Raw genomic sequence first — 19,028 nt, forward strand, 5'->3', positions numbered from 1 at the left:
CCGTGGGCGTTCTGGTGCCCAGAACACCCACGGGCTTTCCGCCTGCTTCCCGGTTCAGCGGCTGGCCACGACGTCGGCCAGGCGGTGGACCTGGTCCGGGTCGGGGGACCAGCAGTAGAGGATCGCCTCGTCGGCTCCGAGATCTTCGAGGCGTTGCAGCTGGGCCTTCAGGTCGGCGGTGGTGGAGACCATGGCGTTGGCGAAGCCCGGATTCCCGTAGTACTCCGTCATTTCCGCCCGCGCTTCGTCGGCCACCGCGTCCGGGCCGATCGCCGCGTTGAGCTGGCCGATCAGGCGAGGCCTGCCCGGCCGGTCGTGGGCCTGCCAGGACTTCTCGGCCAGGCCGAAGGTCGTTTCCATGTACTCCGGCGGGCCCGCCGCCAGGAATCCGTCACCCCAGCGGCCGACCCGGTCGATCGCCGCCGGGACGAAGCCGCCGAACACGACCTCCGGGCGGACCGCCGGGCCGATCGGGCCCGCCTGGTCGGAGTGGGGTTCGCCGGCCCAGAGCCGGTGCATGACCTGCATCTGCTCGTCGAGGATCCGGCCGCGACGTTTGATGTCCGTGCCGGCGGCCACGTGGTCGTCGTCGCGGCCGCCGACGCCGATGCCGAGCGTGAAGCGGTTTCCGCTCAGCTGGGCCAGCGTCGCGCTCTGCTTGGCCAGCAGCGGGGCGTGGCGCAGCGGGGCGAGCAGGACCTCGGTCTGGACCCGGATGCGCCGCGTCGCGCCGGCGAGCGTCGCGAGGGCCACCAGGGGTTCGGGGTTGTCGTACACCAAGCGGTCCAGCAAGCCGAGCGTGCTGAACGGGCCGTCATCCGCCCGTCGAGCCCACGTCAGCAGGGCGGTGGGGTCGGCGATGGGCAGGCCTAGGCCGATCTTCATGACTTGCGCCTCCAGAAAAAGGGCAGGGTGAACACCTGTGCCGCCCCCTCGTTTCGCGCAAGCGGGTTCCCGTTCTGCGGCGCACTCCTGGGGAACCTGATCAGAGTGCCGGCACCCTATCGCGGCGGTCGCCCGGCGCGCACCTGGTTTTCCGCCATGTGTGCGAAAGCGCCACCCGGAACTCGGATGGCGCTTCGCACACGGGCCTCAGCCGGCGTAGACCGCGGCGTAGGGCTTCGCGTCGTCCCGGCCGGAGTTCGCCGCACCGACGGCGAGCAGCTTTCCGCCGTCCAGCACGACCCCGCTGAAGGTGACCACCCACCTGCCCTGCGGCGGGACCGGATCCGGCACGTTCTGCCAGCTCTGGCCGTCATGCCGCAGCACGTACGGGCTGTTCGAGTCGTACCCGACGGCCCAGAGCGCGCCTTCGCCGGCGACGACGTCGTCGATCTCACCCAGTTCATCCGGCACTTGCCCGGGCGACCACTGCTTGCCGTCCCAATGCAGCGCGACCGGGCGCCGGGCGATGGTGCCCTGGTCCCGGAAGCCGACCGCCCACACGTCGTCGGGCGCCAGCACGAGCGCGTCCTCCAGGCTCACGCTCCAGTCCGGCACGTCGGCCTGCGGCTGTTCCTGCCACTGCTTGCCGTCCCAATGCAGGATCAGCCCGACCACCTTGCCCTTGCCGTCGACCGTGACGTGCTTGCTGCCCACCGCCCACAGGTCGTTCGGCGAACTGCCGTCGATCGTCGACACCTTCCACCAGTCCCCGAGATCGAGCTGCAGTGGAACCTCGTTCCACGCCTTGCCATCCCAGTGCTGGATCGAGCCCCGCCGCCAGGCTTGGTTCGCCTCGGTCGCCGATCCGGCGGCCCACACGTCAGCGGCGCCGAACACCTTCGTCCCGTGGTACTGGGTGTAGGTGTTCGGTGGGGACGTGAGCGGCACTTCCTGCCACTGCTTGCCGTCCCAGTGCATCGACCTGCCGTCGCCGACCGACCACACGTCGTCACGATTCACCACGGCGGCGGTGTTCACCCGGCCGATGTTGGGTGCCGGCACCTGCTCCCACCCCTGCTGACCGCGGCGGAAGGCCTGCGTGCGGAACTCCTGCCCGTCGAAGTCGATGCCGAAGGACCACGTGACGCCATCACCGCCGGCGGCGGTATGCAGGGACGACTGGTACTGCTGCGGCGGAATCGGCTCCTCCGCCCAGGTCCCCGCGGCCGACGCGGACTGCCCGAGCAGCAGCGCGGTGGCGCCCACCGCCCCGGCGATTGCCAGATGCTTCACCCAATGCCTCCTCGGAGAAAGAATTCACGCCAGGTACCCGCCGGAACGGAGAAAGGGTTTACCCCTCGGCGGAAGTTGCGCCGAATGCTCCAGCCCTGGTCGGCATTGGTCGCAAGGACGGTGATCTCCGAGGCGCACCAGGGCTGTGGCTCAGCGCAAGGAGGTGTGCGGATCGGGTCGCATTACCCTCTGGCAGTTGATTGACCGATCAAGGACTTCGAATTACGTTGCCTGGCAGATGATCAACCGAGCGCGACCACCGGAGGTCGGCGATGTGTCAGGAGTGCTGTCGTCCTTCCCCCCAACCTCGGATGTCCCGGGCGCAGTTCCTGAAACTGGTCGGGCTGGCCACCGCGGGCGCGGCGTTCTCCGCCGGTTGCGCGAGCGGTGACACCGGCGCCGGGCAGCCGGGCGGGCGGAAGCTGATCGACAACGTGCGGGGCTTCACGCTGACCGCCGACGGGCCGCGCGAGTTCGGCAGCCTGCTGGTCGAGGCGGACGGCCGCGTCGGCGGGCTCGACGTCGGCAGCGCCGGCGGCGCGGAGCGCATCGACGGGCGGGGCCGGGTGCTGATCCCCGGGCTGCACGACGCGCACGGGCACTTCGGGCAGCTCGGCGCCAACGTCTCGCAGCTCAACCTCGCCGGGACGAAGTCCCTGCAGGAGGCGATGCAGGCGCTCAAGACCTTCGCCGCGCAGCACCCGGAGCGCCAGTGGATCCTCGGGCGCGGCTGGAACGACGTGATCTGGGGGCTCGGGCGGCTGCCCTCGGCCGCCGACCTGGACGCGGTGGTGCCCGACCGGCCGGTGTGGCTGGTCCGGGTCGACGGGCACGCCGGGGTGGCGAACTCGGCCGCGCTGCGGCAGGTCGGCGTCACCCGCGACACCCCGACGCCCCCGGGCGGCGAGATCGTGCGCGGCGCGGACGGCGCGCCGACCGGTGCTTTCGTCGACGCGGCGCAGGACCTCGTCGAGCAGCACCTGCCGAAGCCGACGGTCGACGACCTCAAGCAGAACTTCCTCGCCGCGCAGCGCAAGCTCAACGAGGTCGGGCTCACCTCGGTCAGCGACGCGGGCACCAGCGCCGCCGAACTCGCGGTGCTGCACCAGCTCGCGGGCTCCGGCGAGCTGACCATCCGCACCAACTCGTTCCTGACCTACGACGCGTTCCGCGAGCTCGGCGCGAAGGCCCGCACCGACTCGGTGGCGGGCGACATGCTCCGGGTGCGCACCGTGAAGCTCTACATCGACGGCGCTCTCGGCAGCCACGGCGCCGCGATGCTGCAGCCCTACGAGGACGATCCGGGCAACTCGGGGTTGCCGCAGCTGGACGCCGCCGAGCTGCGGAACCGGGTCTCGCAGGTCATGCGGGAGGGCTTCCAGGTCGCCACGCACGCCATCGGCGACGCCGGGAACCGGATGGTGCTCGACGCCTACGAGGCCGCCGCGGCGGAGTCCGCGAGCGGCATGCGGCACCGCATCGAGCACGCGCAGGTCCTCGCGGTGGAGGACATCCCGCGGCTGCGCGCGCACGGCATCATCGCGTCGATGCAACCGGTGCACGCCACCGACGACATGAACATGGCCGAGAAGCGGGTCGGGCACCGCCGCATCGCGGGCGCGTACGCGTGGCGGACCATGCTCGACCAGGGCATCACCATCGCCTCCGGCTCGGACTTCCCGGTGTCGTCGGAGAATCCCTTCGACGGCCTGCACGCCGCGGTGACCCGCACGGACCGGGACGGGCAGCCGGTCGGCGGGTGGTACCCGGACCAGGCGATGAGCCCACACGAGGCGCTGCGCTCGTTCACCCTCGACGCCGCGTTCGCCGCGCACCAGGAGCGGGCGCTCGGCAGCCTGGAGCCGGGCAAGTGGGCGGACTTCGTCATCCTCGACCAGGACCCGCTGGAGCCGCCGCCCGGCCGGGCCCGCTGGCAGACCGGGACCCTGCAGACCTGGGTGGCGGGCCGCCGCGTCGGTGAGTACGGATCGCTGTGAGGCGCCGTTCACCCGGGTGACGGAAGTGGTGACGCTCCGTTGTCGCCAGACGCGGGGGTGCGTGATTTCGCGAGAAATCGGTGTTCACCCGGGTGGCGGTGAATTTCTCGCGAAATCGCGGGCCCTTCGGGTGAGGATCGTACGGGTGGGGTAGCGGGCTTACCGCAGCGGACGGATCCGGATGGGGTACGGCGTCCTTACGTTGGCAGGGACTGCTGCCGAGGAAAGCGGCGACGCCATGACGCAGACCGTTACCAGGTGGGCCCGGAGCGAGACCGAGCGCCCGTACCCGTACGTCCTGATGTACCACTCGGTGGCCACCTACTCCCGCGACCCGTACCTGGTGACGGTCGACCCGCAGCGCTTCGACCGGCAGTTGCGCTGGCTGCGCCGCAACGGGCTGCGCGGGGTGTCGATGCGCGAGCTGATGCAGGCGCGCCAGGAGGGGGACGCCGGCGGCCTGGTCGGGCTGACCTTCGACGACGGCTACGCCGACTTCGTCCACAATGTGCGGCCGTCGCTGGAGAAGTACGGCTGCACCGCGACCGTCTTCGTGCTCGCCGGGCGGCTCGGCGGGCACAACGCCTGGGACGCCGAGGGACCGCGCAAGCGGCTGGTGACCGCGGAGGAGGTCCGCGGGATCGTGGCGGCCGGCCTGGAGGTCGGCTCGCACGGGATGCTGCACCAGCAGATGTCCGAATTGGACGATGACGAGCTGCTCGTCGAGATCGCCGAGAGCCGGGAGCGGCTGCGCGACCTCACCGGCCAGGACGTCGGCGGGTTCTGCTACCCGTACGGCGACGTCGACCTGCGGGTGCGGAACACGGTCGAGGCGGCCGGCTACGACTACGCCTGCGCCATCTGGCGTTCCCCGATCTCCGGCCGGCACGCCCTCCCGCGCACCTACGTGGGTGACCGGGACGGTGGGCTGCGGCTGCTGGCCAAGCGCCTGCGCCACGCGCTGACGGCCAACCGCTGACCCCCACCGGAATTCCTTCTCCTGGCGCGACCTCCGCTGTCGAGGTGCGATCGCCTGTGCCTGGCCCGGGTCGAGCGGGCGAGGCGAACGGCCCGTTCGTCCCGTCCAGCACAGCGATCGGGCCGTTGACTCCACCCCACGAACGGGTGACGCTCCCCGATCGTGCCATTTTCGTTGGGGCGAACGGGGTTTCGCCGGGAAAGATCGCGCGGGCTCGTCCGGATTCGGTAAGCGCGCTCCCCCCGCTGTGGGAGAACCCGTCGGTAATCGGATGCGAGGGTTCTTCCGAGCAGCACGGCGAACTGGGGGAGGAACCGTGACTGAACATCCGCTCGCCTTGGCGGTCAACGGCCGCGAACGCCTGTTGGCGGACCGGCTGATCGCGTTCGAGCCGCGGCGGCCCGAACGCGCCGAGTCGGTGGTCGTCGTCGGGCTGGGCTACGTCGGCTTGCCCACCGCGTGCGCCCTGCAATCACCGACCGCGCAGGTCACCGGCTTCGACATCAGCGAGGACCGGCTGCGGGCCATCAAGACCGGCGAGGTGGACCTGCCCGAGCCGGAGCGGCGCGCGCTGTCGGCGTCGCTGGCCGCGGGCAGGCTGGAGCTGTCCTGCGATCCGTCGGTGCTCGCCGACGCGGACGCCGTGATCGTGTGCGTGCCGACGCCGGTGGACGCCGCGCACAAGCCGGACCTGGCCGCCTTGCGGGCGGCGTGCGAGACCGTGGTGTCCTTCGCGCGCCGCGGCCAGGTGATCATCCTGACCTCGACGACGTTCGCCGGCACCACCCGGCAGCTGCTGGTCGAGCCGCTGGCGCAGCGGGGCCTGCGGGTGGGCACCGACGTGCACGTGGCGTTCAGCCCGGAGCGCATCGATCCCGGCAACTTCGACCACGTGCAGCGGGAAACGCCGCGCGTCGTCGGCGGTGCCACGGCGGAGTGCGCCGAGCGGGCCGCCGCTGTCGTCCGGCGGATGACCGATTCGGTGTACCTGGTGAGCTCGCCGGAAGCCGCCGAGCTGACCAAGCTCTACGAGAACATCTTCCGCGCCGTGAACCTGGCGCTGGCCAACGAGATGGCCGACGCGTGCGCGGTGCTGGGCCTGGACCCGATCGAGGTGACCATCGCCGCCGGCACCAAGCCGTACGGGTTCCTGGGCAGCTTCCCGGGCCCGGGCGTCGGCGGGCACTGCATCCCGTGCGACCCGCACTACCTGCTGTGGCAACTGGGGCAGCAGGGGCTTTCGGCGCCGGTCATCGAGCAGGCGATGCGGTCGATCGACCGGCGGCCGGGCCAGGTGGTGCAGCGGGTGGTGGAGCTGCTCGCCGAGGCGGGCCTCGACCACGCGGGCGCCCGGGTGCTGGTCGCCGGGGTCAGCTACAAGGCGGGCGTGCGGGACCTGCGGGAGTCGCCCGCGCTGCCGATCCTCGCCGGGCTGCGGCGGATCGGGATCGATGTGCACTACTTCGACCCGCTGCTGCCGGAGATCACCCTGCCGGACGGCACCCGGATGACCAGCGAGCCGGCGCCGCACGGCCGCGACTGGGACGTCGCGGTGCTGCACACCGTGCACCCCGGCGTCGACTACGGCTGGGCGCGGGAGTGCCCGCAGGTGCTCGACGCGACCTACCAGTTCGACGCCGTGCCGCACCGGCGCGTGCTGTGAGGGGGTGGGCGCCGGTGTTCGACACGTCCATGCCCGCGGTCGTCTTCAAGCTCGACCCGAACGTCCTGCACCACGGCGGGCTCGGGGTGATCCGCAGCCTCGGCCGGGTCGGGGTCCCGGTGTACGCGGTGCAGGAGGATTCCCTCGCCCCGGCGGCGCATTCCCGCTACCTGCGCGGGCGCTGGTTGTGGAGCCCGGACCCGGCGGACACCGACGAGCTGCTCACCGGGCTGGTGGAGCTGGCCGACCGGATCGGCCGGCCGTCGGTGCTGATCCCCACCGACGACGCGGGCGCGATCTTCCTGGCCGAGCACGGCGGTCCGCTGCGGCCGTACTTCCGGTTCGCGCAGCCGCCGCGGGACCTGCCGCGCCGGTTGGCCGGGAAGTACTCGATGTACGAGCTGTGCAGGCAGCTGGACGTGCCGTGCGCGGCCGCGTGCCTGGTCGGCAGCTGGGACGAGGCGCAGGATTTCGCCGCCCGGGTGGGATATCCGCTGGTGGCGAAGCTGGCCGAGCCGTGGGTCACGACGAAGGGCAAGGTGCGCAGCACCACGATCGTGGGCGACGCGGAGGAGCTGGCCGCGCTCTACGAGCGCTGCGGGGAGGCCGCGGTCGGCGGGCTGATGCTGCAGGAGTTCATCCCGGGCGGGCCCGGCGATGACTGGTTCTTCCACGGCTACTGCGACGCCGCCGCGGCGTGCCTGCCGGCCTTCACCGGCGTCAAGGAGCGCTCCTACCCGGCGCACGCCGGGCTGACCAGCCTCGGCGCCTGCGCCGAGAACGAGGAGCTGCAGGGGGAGGCCACGAAGCTGCTGGAGCGGTTGGCTTTCAACGGCATCGTGGACCTGGACTTCCGGTGGGACGCCCGCGACCGGCGCTACAAGCTGCTGGACTTCAACCCGCGGCTGGGCGCCCAGTTCCGGCTCTTCCGCGACAGCGCGGGGATGGACGTCGCGCTCGCGGCCTACCTGGACCTCTCCGGGCAGCGCATCCCGGCCGGCCGGCAGCCGGTCGGCCGCCGCTTCCTGGTGGAGAACTACGACCCGATCGCCGCGGTGCGGTACTGGCGGCGCGGCGAGCTCGGGTTGCGGTCGTGGGCGTCATCGGTGCGCGGCGTGGACGAGACCGCCTGGTTCGCGCGCGACGACCTGCTGCCGTTCTTGCTGATGTGGCTCTGGATGGCCTGCCGGGTGGTGGCCCGGCCGTGGCGCCGCCGGACCCGCCATCCGGAGCTGCACCGGCCCGAGTACGTCCCCGGGCGCAACTGCGCACCGGGCAAATCGACAAGACGCCGCCAGAAGCGGCTGTTCGAGGAGTACAGATGAGCGATCTCGTCGATGTGGCCATCGTCGGCGCCGGGCCGTACGGCCTGTCGCTGGCCGCACACCTGCGTCGGACCGGCCTGTCCTTCCGGCAGTTCGGGTTGCCGATGAACCTGTGGCGCGCGCACATGCCGCGCGGCATGTACCTGAAGTCGCAGGGCTTCGCGTCGAACCTGTCCGACCCGGACGGCACCCACACGCTGCGCAACTTCTGCCTGGAGACCGGGCGCCGCTACGCGGACTACGGCATCCCGGTGTCATTGGAGAACTTCGTCGAGTACGGCGAATGGTTCCAGCAGGGCCGCGGCCTGGACGTGGAGGAGCAGCTGGTCGCCAACATCGAGCAGCGGCCGGGGCGCTTCGAGCTGACGCTGGCCGACGGGGAGCGCGTCGAGGCGAGCCAGGTGGTCGTCGCGGTCGGCGTGGAGTACTTCGCGCGGGTGCCGGGCGTGCTCGCGGACCTGCCCGCCGAGATTTCCACGCACAGCTCGGTGCACGACGACCTGAGCGGCTTCGACGGTCAGGACGTGATCGTCCTGGGCGCCGGGCAGTCAGCGCTGGAGACCGCGGCGCTGCTGCACGAAAGCGGTGCCAACGCGCGGCTGGTGGCGCGCGCGCCGGGCATCGCGTGGAACGGCAAGCCGCTGCTGCCCGATCGTCCACTGTGGAACCGGATGCGCGAGCCGGAGGCCGGGCTGGGCTCGGGCCTGTCGACCTGGTTCTACTCCGAGCACCCGAAGCTGTTCCGGCACCTGCCGCGCTCTACCCGGATCTACCGGGCGCGCACCGCGCTCGGGCCGGCCGGCGGCTGGTGGCTGCGGGAGCGGGTCGAAGGCCGCTTCCCGGTGCACGTCGGGCACCGGCTGGACTGGGCCAAGGCCACCGGGGACCAGGTCCGGATCGGGGTGCGGGTCGGCGGCGGGGTGCGCGAGTTCACCGCGGACCACGTCATCAGCGCCACCGGCTACCCGCCGGACCTCAGCAGGCTGCCGATGCTCTCGCCCGGGCTGCGCGCGGCGATCCGCACCATCGACGCCACGCCGCGCGTCGGCCGTGACTTCGAGTCGTCGGTGCCGGGCCTGTACTTCGCCGGGCCGCTGGTGGCACCGAGCCACGGTCCGGTCATGCGGTTCGTCTACGGCGCCGACTACGCGGTGCGGATGATCACCGACCGGCTCGTCGCGACCACGGCTCGCCCGATCGCCGTCGGAGGTGCCGGATGAGCATGACCGACCCCGCCGTCGCGCAGCCGTGGCCGCTCGCGGCCGGCAATCCCGGGCTGCAGGTGCGGCGGCAGGTCGGAGGCTGGGTGCTGCCCGCGGTCGACCTCGTCGCGCTGGTGCTGCTGATCCCGGTCGCCGGGGCGAACTGGCTGCTCGACGCGGGATACGCGCTGGCGGCGTTCGCCGGGCTGGCCGCGCAGGGCCAGCACCGGCTGCGGATCTGCCTGCGGGTGTCAGACCAGCTGCCGCAGCTCGCGGTCGCGGCGGCGGTGCCGTTGGTGGTGCTGCTGCCGTGGCTGCCCGGTGGCGCCGTGTTCCTGACCGGCGCCTCGGCGTTCGCGGGCCTGGCCGTGGCGCGCGGCGGCCTGTACGCGCTGCTGCGCGGCGGGTACCGGCGCGGAATCCTGGGCGAGCCGACGCTGATCGTCGGATCGGACCCGGTGGCCGGGGAGATCGCCGAGATGGCCGCGGAGCACCCGGAGTTCGGGTTGCGGACGCGACTGCTGGAACGGCCCGGTGAGCTGGCGGAAGTCGTTGCCGCGCAACGCATCACGCGGGTTCTGGTGTGCGGCGACGGCCCGGACCTGGTCACCGCGATCCGGGCCGCCCGCCCGCTGCCTGCGGACGTGTGCGTCGTGCCGCGCCTGCACGAGCTGGGCATGGCGCTGCCGCGCGCCGGGCTGGACGAGTTCTGGGGCGTGCCGCTGATCCCGTTGCGCCGCTTCGGCCACGGCCGGGCGGGCGAGCTGGTCAAGCGCGGCACCGACTTCGTCATCAGTGGACTGATGCTGCTGGTGTTCGGGCCGCTGCTGCTGGTGCTGACCGCGCTGGTCGCCCTCGGCGGCCGGGACCGGGCGTTCTTCCGCCAGGTCCGGGTGACGCGGGCCGGCCGGATCAGCGAAGTCATCAAGCTCCGCACCGTAGACGGCGACCTCGGGGAGACCTGGGCGGTGACCGCCGACCAGTGCACCGCGCTCGGCCGTTGGCTGCGCGGCACGCACCTCGACGAACTGCCGCAGCTGATCAACGTCCTGCGCGGCGACATGTCGCTGGTCGGGCCGCGCCCGGAGCGGCCGTACTACGCGGTGCGCTTCGGGCGCGAGATCCCGCGCTACGCGGACCGGCACCGGGTGCGCGGTGGCATGACCGGCTGGGCGCAGGTGCAAGGCCTGCACGGGGACACCTCCATCCCGGACCGGGCGCGGTTCGACAACCAGTACATCGAGTACTGGTCGCCGTGGTGGGACGCGGTGATCGTGGCCCGGACGGCCGGGATCGTCCTGCGGGCCGGCCTCCGGCGTGCGCACCGGTGCGGGAAATGACCTGGAAATCCGAAGAGGGGAACGTGATGAAGGTATTGCACGTGATCACCGGGCTCGGCGTCGGCGGAGCCGAGCTGCAGCTGCGGTCGATCCTGCAGCACACCAGGCACGACGCCGACGTGGTCTCGCTGTACAACCCGGGCGACGTGGCCGGGATGATCACCGGCGACGGGGTGCGGGTGCGCGATCTCGGCATGACCCGCAACACGCAGATCGGCGCCGTGCTGCGGCTGCGCGAGGTGATCCGCGACGGCGGCTACGACGTGGTGCACACCCACCTGTACCGGGCGTGCGTGTACGGGCGGCTCGCGGCCCGGCTGGCCGGCACCAAGGTGGTGGTCTCCACGGAGCACTCCATCGGCGAGACCCACCTGGAACGCCGCCGCATGACGCTCGGGGTGCGGGCGCTCTACCTGGGCACCGACCTGTGCTCGGACGCCACGATCGCGGTGTCCGACACCGTCGCCGAACGGCTGCGCAACTGGGGCATGCCGGCGCGCAAGATCACCGTCATCCCCAACGGCGTTGACTTCGGCCGGGTCGAGTTCGACGGGGCCGCGCGCGCCCGGGTGCGCCGCGAGCACGGCATCGCCGACGGCGCCTACGTGGTCGGCGTGCTCGGCCGCCTGGACCCGAACAAGCGCTTCAACCTGGTGATCGACGCGATGGCCCCGATGCTGGGCCAGGAGACCAAGCTGCTGATCGTCGGCGACGGGGCGGACCGGCCGCGGCTGGAGGCGCTGGCCCGCGAGCACGGCGTCGCCGAGCACGTGATCTTCGCCGGGCAGCGGCACGACGTCGCCGCGATGCTGTCCTCGCTGGACCTGTTCATCGCCTCCTCCGAGCAGGAGACCTTCGGCCTGTCGGTGCTGGAGGCGATGGCCAACGGCATCCCGGTGCTCTACACCACCTGCCCGGCCCTGGAAGGCATCGAGACCGACCGGGCCCGCCAGGTGCCCGGCAACGCGGAGCGGATGCGCGCGGAGATCGCCTCCGAGATCCTGGCGGCCCGGCCGCGCGCCGACGAGCCCGCGATCCGCCGGGCCTACGGCATCGAGGCCGTCACCGACCGCATCGACGACCTGTACACCCGGCTGTGGCAGCGCCGCGGCCACGCGGTGCCCGCGGGGAGGTCGTGATGCGCGCACTGGTCACCGGCGCCGCCGGTTTCATCGGCTCGCACCTGGTCGAACGGCTGCTCGCGGACGGCCACGAGGTGGTAGGGCTCGACGACCTCAGCACCGGCCGGACCGCGAACCTGCCGGTCGGCGACCCGAACCTGCGGATGATCCCGGGCACCATCCTGGACGCCTCCCTGGTGGACGAGGCGATGGCCGGCGCGGACGTGGTGTTCCACCTGGCCGCCGCGGTCGGCGCGTTCGTCATCCAGGAACGCACCCTGCAGGGGCTGCTGACCAACATCCACGGCACCGAGAACGTCCTGGACGCCGCCCTGCGGCACGGCGCGCGGGTGCTCGTCGCCTCCACCAGCGAGATCTACGGCAAGAACGGCAAGATCGGGCTGTCCGAGAGCGACGACCGGATCATCGGCTCGCCGCTGAAGGCCCGCTGGACCTACTCCGAGGCCAAGGCCATCGACGAGAGCATCACCTTCAACTACGTGCGTGAGCTCGGGCTGCGGGCGGTGATCGTGCGGCTGTTCAACACCGTCGGGCCGCGCCAGAGCGGCCGCTACGGCATGGTCATCCCGCGGCTGGTCGCGCAGGCGTTGCAGGGGCGGCCGGTGACGATCTTCGGCACCGGCAAGCAGATCCGCTGCTTCTGCCACGTGGCCGACGTGGTGCCCGCGCTGATGCGGCTGGTGCAGCTGGACGGCGCGGAGGGCATGGCGATCAACCTCGGGAGCACCGAGCAGGTGACCATCGAGGAGCTCGCGGACCGGATCATCGCGATGACCGGTTCGTCCAGCGGCACCGTCCACGTGCCCTACGAGGTGGCGTACGGGCCGGACCACGAGGACATGCAGCGACGGGTGCCGGACTGCACCCGTGCGCTGGAGCTGATCGGCTTCCAGCCGCAGCGCACGCTGGACGACATCGTCCGAGATGTGATCGACGAACAGATGCGGGCCGGACAGGCCGTGACTGCTTGAGGCGAGAACGGGATGAAGCAGAGCACTGAGAAGAAGCACTGGCTCGTCGAGTGGGTCCGGCCCGCGGGGAACGCGCGGCGGCGCGGCGGCGAGCGCAGGAAGTCCACTTCGGACCGTCCGGCCGCGGCTCGCCGCACCCGGACCCTCAGGAACCTCGGCGGCTCCCTGTGGTTCCTGGTGCTGATCGCCGTGGCGGTGCTGGTGGTCGTGGTGACGGTGACGCCGCGCGGCGCGCCGCCGACGGCCGGCTCGCTGGTCGTCGCGTCGCTGCCGTTCTGGAACTTCGACAACGGCACGTCGATGGTGGTGCAGAACCAGAAGGCGGTCAACGAGGTCTCGCCCTGGATGTACGGGGTGGGGCAGGACGGCGGGCTGACCAACCAGTACCCGCCGGAGCAGACCGCCGAGGTCGCCAGGCGGATCGAGCAGCTGCGCGAGGCCGACGTCCCGATCGTGCCGTCGATCGCCAACATCACCGACGGCGTCTGGGCCTACGAGCCGGTCGCCCGGATGCTGCACGATCCGGCGAAGCGGCGCGACCACATCGCCCAGATCGTCGAGCTCGTCAAGCGCGAGGACTACGCGGGCATCGACATCGACTACGAGAACCTGCGCGCCGGCGACCGGCAGGTGTTCAGCGACTTCGTCACCGAGCTGGGCAAGGCGATGGACGACGAGGACAAGACGCTGTCGGTCGCGGTCTTCGCGAAGGCCACCGACGCCGGCTACGACGAGCGCAACGTGGCGCAGGACTACGCCGCGATCGGCCGGGCCGTCGACGAGGTCCGGCTGATGGGCTACGACTTCCATTGGGCGACCTCGGATCCGGGGCCGGTGGCGCCGATCTCCTGGGTGCGGGAAACGCTGAACTACGCCAAGAGCCAGATCCCGCCGGAGCGCGTCGTGCTCGGCGTGCCGCTGTACGGCTACGACTGGGTGGACGGCCACGGCACGGCGGTGACCTGGCTGAAGGCGTTCCAGCTGGCCACCGAGCACCGGGCGAAGGTCGGCTACGACGCGCAGACCCAGTCGCCGTGGTTCCGCTACACCGACGGCCAGGGCCGGGAGCACGAGGTGTGGTTCGAGAACGCCGCCAGTTCGAAGGCGAAGTTCGAGGCGGCGCGCGGCTCCGGCATCCGCGGGGTCTACCTGTGGATGTTCGGCTACGAGGACACCGAGACCTGGCGGGAGCTGAAGCACAGCCTCCCGCTGGACGGCTGAGCGGGTCGGTCCGCTGTGGAGGATTCGGATGATTCCCTGGTGGGTGCTGGCGATCGCGGTGTTCGGGACCAACTTCACGCTGTGGGGCCTGATCGGGCTGATGCGCCTGCTCGAGAGCTCGACGCGGCGATGGTGGCGGCAGCGGGGCGGGGTGGCCTCGCCGGAGCAGGACTTCCTGGTGGGCCGCCACCGCGTCCAGCGCCGGCGCGCCCGCCCGGTGCGGCTGGGCGTCGCCGACGTGGCCGTGCTGATGGCCGCGCACAACGAGGAACGCGTCATCGTCGACAGCATCCGGGCGATCACCGCCCTGGTGCCGCCGGAGAACGTGCACGTGGTCTCCGACGGTTCGACCGACCGCACGGTGGAACTCGCGGAGGCGGCCGGGGTGAACGTGATCAGCACGACCCGCAACGTCGGCAAGGCCGGCGCGCTGCAGGAGGCGATCCGCCGGTTCGGGCTGGTCGACCGCTTCGAGGTCGTGATGCTGCTGGACGCCGACACGCACGTCGAGCCCGGGTACTTCCGGGCGGCGCTGCCGCTGTTCGACGATCCCGCGGTGGTGGCGGTGGCGGGCTGCGTCCGGACCTCGTGGCGGGACCGCGCGCTCGGGCCGGTCGGCAAGCTGGTGGCCTTCCACCGGCAGCGGATCTACACCATGACGCAGTACCTGCTGAAGTTCGGCCAGACCTGGCGGCGGGTCAACGCGACCCACATCGTGCCCGGCTTCGCCAGCATGTACCGCACCGAGGTGCTGCCGCGCATCGAGGTCAACCCGCCGGGGCTGGTCATCGAGGACTTCAACATGACCTTCGAGGTGTACCAGAAGCGGCTCGGCAAGGTCGGTTTCACGCCGTCGGCGGTGGCGACCACGCAGGACCCGAGCAGCTTCGGGGACTACGTGAAGCAGTGCAAGCGCTGGGCGCTGGGCCTGTGGCAGACGGTCCGGCGGCACCCGCCGCGGACCAACCTGTTCACCGCGATGCTGGCGTTGCTGCTGCTGGAGATGCTGGCCAGCAGCATCATGCTGGTGCTGCTGCCGTTGGTGGCGCTGGTGCTCGTCGTGCCCGCCGTGTTCGACGGCGTGCTCGCGATACCGGTGGTGCACGAGGCGCACGACTTCGTCGCCGGGTTCGCGTCGCTGGAGACGCTGCTTTTCGGCGTGGTGATCCCGGATCTGCTGCTCACCTGCATCGTCGCCGTGCTGCAGCGGCAGCCGAGGTTCCTGCTGTTCGCCTTCTTCTTCCTGGCGCTGCGGGTGCTGGACGCGGGCATCGCGCTGTACGCGATCCCCGCGGCCTGGCTGTCCAGTTCGTCCGGCCGGTGGCGCAGCCCGGATCGCCGCCCGGTCGGCTCGGCCGCGCCGAGCACGGCACCGACGCGATGAGACGTGAAGGGCCTTTTTCCCCGTTGTGCGGGGAAAGGTGGACATCACCCATCAGACCGCCATGCGGGTGCGGGAGGGTGCTTTCGTGCGATTGGAGGAGGCCCGGACGGTCCGGGGAGTTCAGGCTGGGGGGCGTGGACGTGGTGCGGCTGCTCATGGTGGATGACCACCTCATGCTGGCCGAGGCGCTCAGCGCCCGGCTGGCCGAGGTGCCCGACCTGTGGGTCGTGGGGCACTGCCCGACCGGCGACCCGCGGCTGCCCGATCTGGTGCGGCAGTCCCGGCCGGACGTGATCACGCTCGACTTGGAGCCGGCCGGTGCCGGGCGCCTGGTGCGGCGCCTGCAGGAGGTCCGGCCGGCCGCGGAAGTGGTCGTGCTTACCGGGATCCGCGACGTCCGGAAGGCCGTCGAAGCCGCCCGGGACGGCGCGGCCGCGTGGGTGCCGAAGGAACGGGGGATCGAACGCCTGACCGAGGTGTTGCGCGGCGTGCGGCGCGGGCAGAGCTGGTACCCGCCGGACCTGCTCGGCCCGGTGCTGCGCGAACTGCGCGAGGACGTCGTGCGGGCGGGGCAGCGCAACGGCCCGCTGGACGCGCTCAGCGACCGCGAGCGGGACGTGCTCGCCGGCATGGTCGCCGGCAAGCGGGGCGCGCAGATCGCCGGGGAACTGCTGATCTCCACCGAAACGGTCCGCACGCACACGCGCAGCATCCTGGCCAAGCTCCGGGTGCACAGCCAGCTGGAGGCGGTCAGCGTCGCCCGCGCCGCGGGCCTGCGCGGTGAGCCGGACGGCGAATCGTGACCGCCGGGCCGCTGCGGGTGGCCACAGTGATCACCCGCTTGGCGGGCGGTGCCGGGGTGCTGGCGCTGCGCGGGGCGAAGGCGCTGGACCCGGCAACCCACCAGGTCGCGGTGATCACGGGGTCCGGCGGCCTGCTGCCGGACGCGGAGGCCGCCGGGCTGGAGGTGATCGTCGAACCCGCGCTGCGCGCGCCGATCTCGCCGGGCCACGACCTGCTCGCCCTGCACCGCCTGACGACGCTGCTGAGGCGGCGACGCTTCGACGTCGTGCACACCCACTGCTCCAAGGCCGGTGCGCTGGGCCGCATCGCTGCGCGCCGCGCCGGCGTCGGGCGGATCGTGCACACCTACCACGGGTTCGGGTTCCACGAGTTCCAGAGCGGAGTGCGGCGGCGTGCCTACGTCGAGATCGAACGCGGCCTCGGCCGGATCACCGACCTCGCGCTGTGCGTGGGCAGCGGCGTGGCGGTCGAGGCGGTGCGGCGCGGCCTGCTCGCCCCGGACCGCATCCGCGCCACCGGGGTGGCCGTCGACCACGACGTGCCGATGCGCAACGCGCGGGCCAGGCGGCGCGCCCGGCAGCGGCTGGGGCTGGCGCCGACCGACGTCGTGGTCGGCGCGGTGGGGCGGCTGACGTACCAGAAGGCGCCGGAGGACTTCGTCGCGGCGCTGCGCGCGCTGAACCGGCCCGGCGTCGTGGGGGTGTGGATCGGCGACGGCGAGCTGGCCGAGCCGATGCGCGCGTGCGTCGCCGCGAGCGGCGCCCGCGTGGTGCTGGCGGGCGAGCGCGACGACGTCGCGGAGCTGCTGCCCGCGTTCGACGTGTTCGCGCTGCCCAGCCGGTACGAGGGGCTGCCGCTGGCGATCGTCGAGGCGATGATGTGCGGCGTGCCGGTGGTGGCCACCGCCGTCAACGCGGTCGGCGACGTGGTGGCGCCCGGCGAGACCGGGCTGCTGGTGCCGCCCGGGCGGCCCGAACTGCTGGCCGCCGCGATCGCGCACCTGCTGGACTCGCCCGGCGTCGCCGACCGGCTCGCCACGGCGGCGCGTGCCAGGGTGGATGGCAGCCACCGCATCGAGGCGCTGGCCGGAGCGCTCGTCGAAGCGTACGGAGCCCGGTGACCGACGGTAGCCGGGTTACCGCGGGAACAGTACTTCCGCGTGCCTGACCCTCGGGCATCTGCTGCACGTGGAGTAGTCACCCTCCTCTTTTCGCGGCAACTGCAACGCTGCGCGCGCGGCATCCGATTTGCCGGATAGCACAAGACTGCCGTTGGGGGAGAGGAGTCGAGGTGCACATGATTGCCGATACGGCGATACCGCGCGGGCGCCAGCGGAGGGCGAACTCGCGAGGTGGCGCGGAGTTGCACAGCCTGCTGCACGATCTCGGGCACGGTCTTGCGACGCTGTCCTACCTCGCGGACGGCCTGCGCACCGACCCGGCGCTGCCGGGCGACGCGGCGCACCGGCTGCAGCTGATGGAACTGGAGCTGGACCGGCTGCTGGAACTGGTGGACCTGAGGGCCGCGCAGCGCAGTGAGGAGACCTTCGCGCCGCGCGAACTGCTGGCCCAGCTCGTCGCGGTGAAATCGCTGTCCGGGACGGCCGAGATCACCCTGCACGCCGACGAGGGCGTCCGGCTGCGCACCGACGAGACGCTGCTGTGGCGGATGGCGTCGAACCTGCTGGACAACGCGGTGCGCGCCGCCGGGCGCGGCGGCCGGGTCGAGGTGGCGGTGCGCCACGCCGAGCCCGGCGGGGTGCGGATCGAGATCACCGACGACGGGCCGGGGTTCGGCCGCGGGCCGCGCGGATCGTCATCGCTCGGGCTGGGCATCGTGCTGGCGCTGGCGCAGCGCTGCGGATCCGACCTGCGGATCGAGCCGGCACCGGGCGGGGGCACCCGCGCGCTGCTGGTGTTCCCGTCCGGCTGCGCGGCCTGAGCGGGGGGAACGCCGAACATGGTCGATCTGGTACTCGGCGACGATCACGCGATCTTCGTCGACGCGCTGGCGGCGACGCTGCCGCGGCACGGCTGCCGCATCGTCGGGACCGCCGACAACGTGGCCGGGGTGGTCGGGGTGGTCCGGGAGCACCGGCCGGACATCTGCCTGCTGGACCGGTACTTCGGCGACGGCGACGCGCTCGACGTCATCGGCGAGATCCTCGACGCGGGCGGGAGCACCAAGGTCCTGGTGCTCACCGCGGACGGCGACGTGCAGGGCATGCGCGACGCCCTGGCCAGGGGCGCGGCGGGATACGTGAACAAGATGTGCGGGCTGTCGGTGCTGGCCGGAGCGATCCGCGGGGTCATGGACGGCGAGGTCGTCGTCGAACTGGCGGCGGCGCGGGCACCGCGCCTGGCGGGCACCACGGATGCCCGGCGGCTCGCTTCGCACCTGACCGCACGGGAACGGCAATGCCTGCGGATGCTCGTCGAAGGCGCGCACACGACGGCGATGGCGAAGCAGCTCGGGGTGGCGTCGACGACGGTGCGCACGCACGTGCAGTCGGTGCTGACGAAGCTGGGCGTGCACTCCCGGCTGGAGGCGGCCTCGTTCGCGATGCGCCACGGCTTGCTCGACGACGAGCGAATGCCCGTCGCGGGCTGATCACTGGGGGTCCGTGAGTCCCTTTGGATTGGGGGCCAAAGGGACTCGCGGTCAGTTCCCGCGCCCGGTGCTCGGTGAGTGCTGGTGGTCGTTCCAACGGCCACCAGCACTCTCACCCGGGATGCTCCTATAGATGTCAAGCGGCAGGAGCAAGGTCGTTTTGACTGGTTCGTTCGGTTGGTGTGGTGGTCAGGGCGCGGTAGACCTCGCGG

General features: G+C 72.0%; 16 protein-coding genes. 14 read left to right on the top strand and 2 right to left on the bottom strand.

Annotated elements, in window-relative coordinates:
* Positions 1 to 54: 54 nt before the first annotated feature.
* Positions 55 to 885, bottom strand: a complete 831-nt coding sequence (locus AC07FN_RS30310; RefSeq protein ID WP_478398668.1) for an LLM class flavin-dependent oxidoreductase — start codon at positions 883 to 885, stop codon at positions 55 to 57.
* Between the two features lie 207 nt (positions 886 to 1,092).
* Complete coding sequence (locus AC07FN_RS30315) at positions 1,093 to 2,178, bottom strand: hypothetical protein (RefSeq protein WP_478398669.1); 1,086 nt, start codon at positions 2,176 to 2,178, stop codon at positions 1,093 to 1,095.
* Positions 2,179 to 2,489: 311 nt separating this feature from the next.
* On the opposite strand from AC07FN_RS30315, the gene AC07FN_RS30320 reads away from it, so the two are divergent.
* The 14 genes from AC07FN_RS30320 (at position 2,490) to AC07FN_RS30385 (ending at position 18,816) form a co-directional block, all read left to right on the top strand.
* Complete coding sequence (locus AC07FN_RS30320) at positions 2,490 to 4,175, top strand: amidohydrolase (protein WP_478398670.1); 1,686 nt, start codon at positions 2,490 to 2,492, stop codon at positions 4,173 to 4,175.
* A gap of 238 nt (positions 4,176 to 4,413) precedes the next feature.
* Complete coding sequence (locus AC07FN_RS30325; protein ID WP_452613973.1) at positions 4,414 to 5,154, top strand: polysaccharide deacetylase family protein; 741 nt, start codon at positions 4,414 to 4,416, stop codon at positions 5,152 to 5,154.
* A gap of 316 nt (positions 5,155 to 5,470) precedes the next feature.
* On the top strand, positions 5,471 to 6,817 hold the full coding sequence (locus tag AC07FN_RS30330) for a nucleotide sugar dehydrogenase (protein WP_478398671.1): 1,347 nt from the start codon (positions 5,471 to 5,473) through the stop codon (positions 6,815 to 6,817).
* 14 nt (positions 6,818 to 6,831) lie between these two features.
* Positions 6,832 to 8,142 carry a carboxylate--amine ligase gene (locus tag AC07FN_RS30335; RefSeq protein ID WP_478398672.1) on the top strand — a complete coding sequence of 437 codons (1,311 nt, stop codon included), beginning with the start codon at positions 6,832 to 6,834 and terminating at the stop codon, positions 8,140 to 8,142.
* Positions 8,139 to 9,362 (top strand): NAD(P)-binding domain-containing protein, encoded by a 1,224-nt coding sequence (locus AC07FN_RS30340; RefSeq protein ID WP_478398673.1) that lies wholly within the window; start codon positions 8,139 to 8,141, stop codon positions 9,360 to 9,362. Before AC07FN_RS30335 ends, AC07FN_RS30340 begins: the two co-directional genes overlap by 4 nt.
* The gene (locus AC07FN_RS30345) at positions 9,359 to 10,684 is read left to right on the top strand and encodes a sugar transferase (RefSeq protein ID WP_478398674.1); all 1,326 of its coding nucleotides are present in this window, start codon (positions 9,359 to 9,361) and stop codon (positions 10,682 to 10,684) included. The genes AC07FN_RS30340 and AC07FN_RS30345 overlap by 4 nt, the downstream gene beginning before the upstream one ends.
* A gap of 26 nt (positions 10,685 to 10,710) precedes the next feature.
* Positions 10,711 to 11,823: a glycosyltransferase gene (locus AC07FN_RS30350; RefSeq protein WP_478398675.1), complete on the top strand. Its 1,113-nt coding sequence runs from the start codon at positions 10,711 to 10,713 to the stop codon at positions 11,821 to 11,823.
* A complete protein-coding gene (locus tag AC07FN_RS30355) occupies positions 11,823 to 12,797 on the top strand; it encodes an NAD-dependent epimerase/dehydratase family protein (RefSeq protein ID WP_478398676.1) in 975 nt (324 codons plus the stop codon). Before AC07FN_RS30350 ends, AC07FN_RS30355 begins: the two co-directional genes overlap by 1 nt.
* 12 nt (positions 12,798 to 12,809) lie before the next feature.
* A complete protein-coding gene (locus AC07FN_RS30360) occupies positions 12,810 to 14,018 on the top strand; it encodes a glycosyl hydrolase family 18 protein (RefSeq protein ID WP_478398677.1) in 1,209 nt (402 codons plus the stop codon).
* 28 nt (positions 14,019 to 14,046) lie between these two features.
* On the top strand, positions 14,047 to 15,402 hold the full coding sequence (locus AC07FN_RS30365; RefSeq protein ID WP_478398678.1) for a glycosyltransferase family 2 protein: 1,356 nt from the start codon (positions 14,047 to 14,049) through the stop codon (positions 15,400 to 15,402).
* A gap of 134 nt (positions 15,403 to 15,536) precedes the next feature.
* Positions 15,537 to 16,205, top strand: coding sequence for a LuxR C-terminal-related transcriptional regulator (locus tag AC07FN_RS30370; protein ID WP_478398679.1), 669 nt, complete (start codon positions 15,537 to 15,539; stop codon positions 16,203 to 16,205).
* The gene (locus AC07FN_RS30375; RefSeq protein ID WP_478398680.1) at positions 16,202 to 17,326 is read left to right on the top strand and encodes a glycosyltransferase; all 1,125 of its coding nucleotides are present in this window, start codon (positions 16,202 to 16,204) and stop codon (positions 17,324 to 17,326) included. Before AC07FN_RS30370 ends, AC07FN_RS30375 begins: the two co-directional genes overlap by 4 nt.
* Positions 17,327 to 17,568: 242 nt before the next feature.
* Entirely contained in the window at positions 17,569 to 18,147 is a 579-nt protein-coding gene (locus AC07FN_RS30380; RefSeq protein ID WP_452613984.1) for a sensor histidine kinase, read from the top strand.
* Between the two features lie 18 nt (positions 18,148 to 18,165).
* On the top strand, positions 18,166 to 18,816 hold the full coding sequence (locus tag AC07FN_RS30385; RefSeq protein ID WP_478398681.1) for a LuxR C-terminal-related transcriptional regulator: 651 nt from the start codon (positions 18,166 to 18,168) through the stop codon (positions 18,814 to 18,816).
* Positions 18,817 to 19,028: the final 212 nt, after the last annotated feature.

The sequence above is a fragment of the Saccharopolyspora sp. NPDC045941 genome (genome assembly GCF_056431445.1).

Excerpts from the sequence above, each read along its gene's own strand:
- AC07FN_RS30360 (WP_478398677.1), top strand. The coding sequence starts at position 12,810 with ATGAAGCAGAGCACTGAGAAGAAGCACTGGCTCGTCGAGTGGGTCCGG.
- AC07FN_RS30310 (WP_478398668.1), bottom strand. The coding sequence starts at position 885 with ATGAAGATCGGCCTAGGCCTGCCCATCGCCGACCCCACCGCCCTGCTG.
- AC07FN_RS30325 (WP_452613973.1), top strand. The coding sequence starts at position 4,414 with ATGACGCAGACCGTTACCAGGTGGGCCCGGAGCGAGACCGAGCGCCCG.
- AC07FN_RS30355 (WP_478398676.1), top strand. The coding sequence starts at position 11,823 with ATGCGCGCACTGGTCACCGGCGCCGCCGGTTTCATCGGCTCGCACCTG.
- AC07FN_RS30350 (WP_478398675.1), top strand. The coding sequence starts at position 10,711 with ATGAAGGTATTGCACGTGATCACCGGGCTCGGCGTCGGCGGAGCCGAG.
- AC07FN_RS30345 (WP_478398674.1), top strand. The coding sequence starts at position 9,359 with ATGAGCATGACCGACCCCGCCGTCGCGCAGCCGTGGCCGCTCGCGGCC.
- AC07FN_RS30385 (WP_478398681.1), top strand. The coding sequence starts at position 18,166 with ATGGTCGATCTGGTACTCGGCGACGATCACGCGATCTTCGTCGACGCG.
- AC07FN_RS30320 (WP_478398670.1), top strand. The coding sequence starts at position 2,490 with ATGTCCCGGGCGCAGTTCCTGAAACTGGTCGGGCTGGCCACCGCGGGC.
- AC07FN_RS30365 (WP_478398678.1), top strand. The coding sequence starts at position 14,047 with ATGATTCCCTGGTGGGTGCTGGCGATCGCGGTGTTCGGGACCAACTTC.
- AC07FN_RS30340 (WP_478398673.1), top strand. The coding sequence starts at position 8,139 with ATGAGCGATCTCGTCGATGTGGCCATCGTCGGCGCCGGGCCGTACGGC.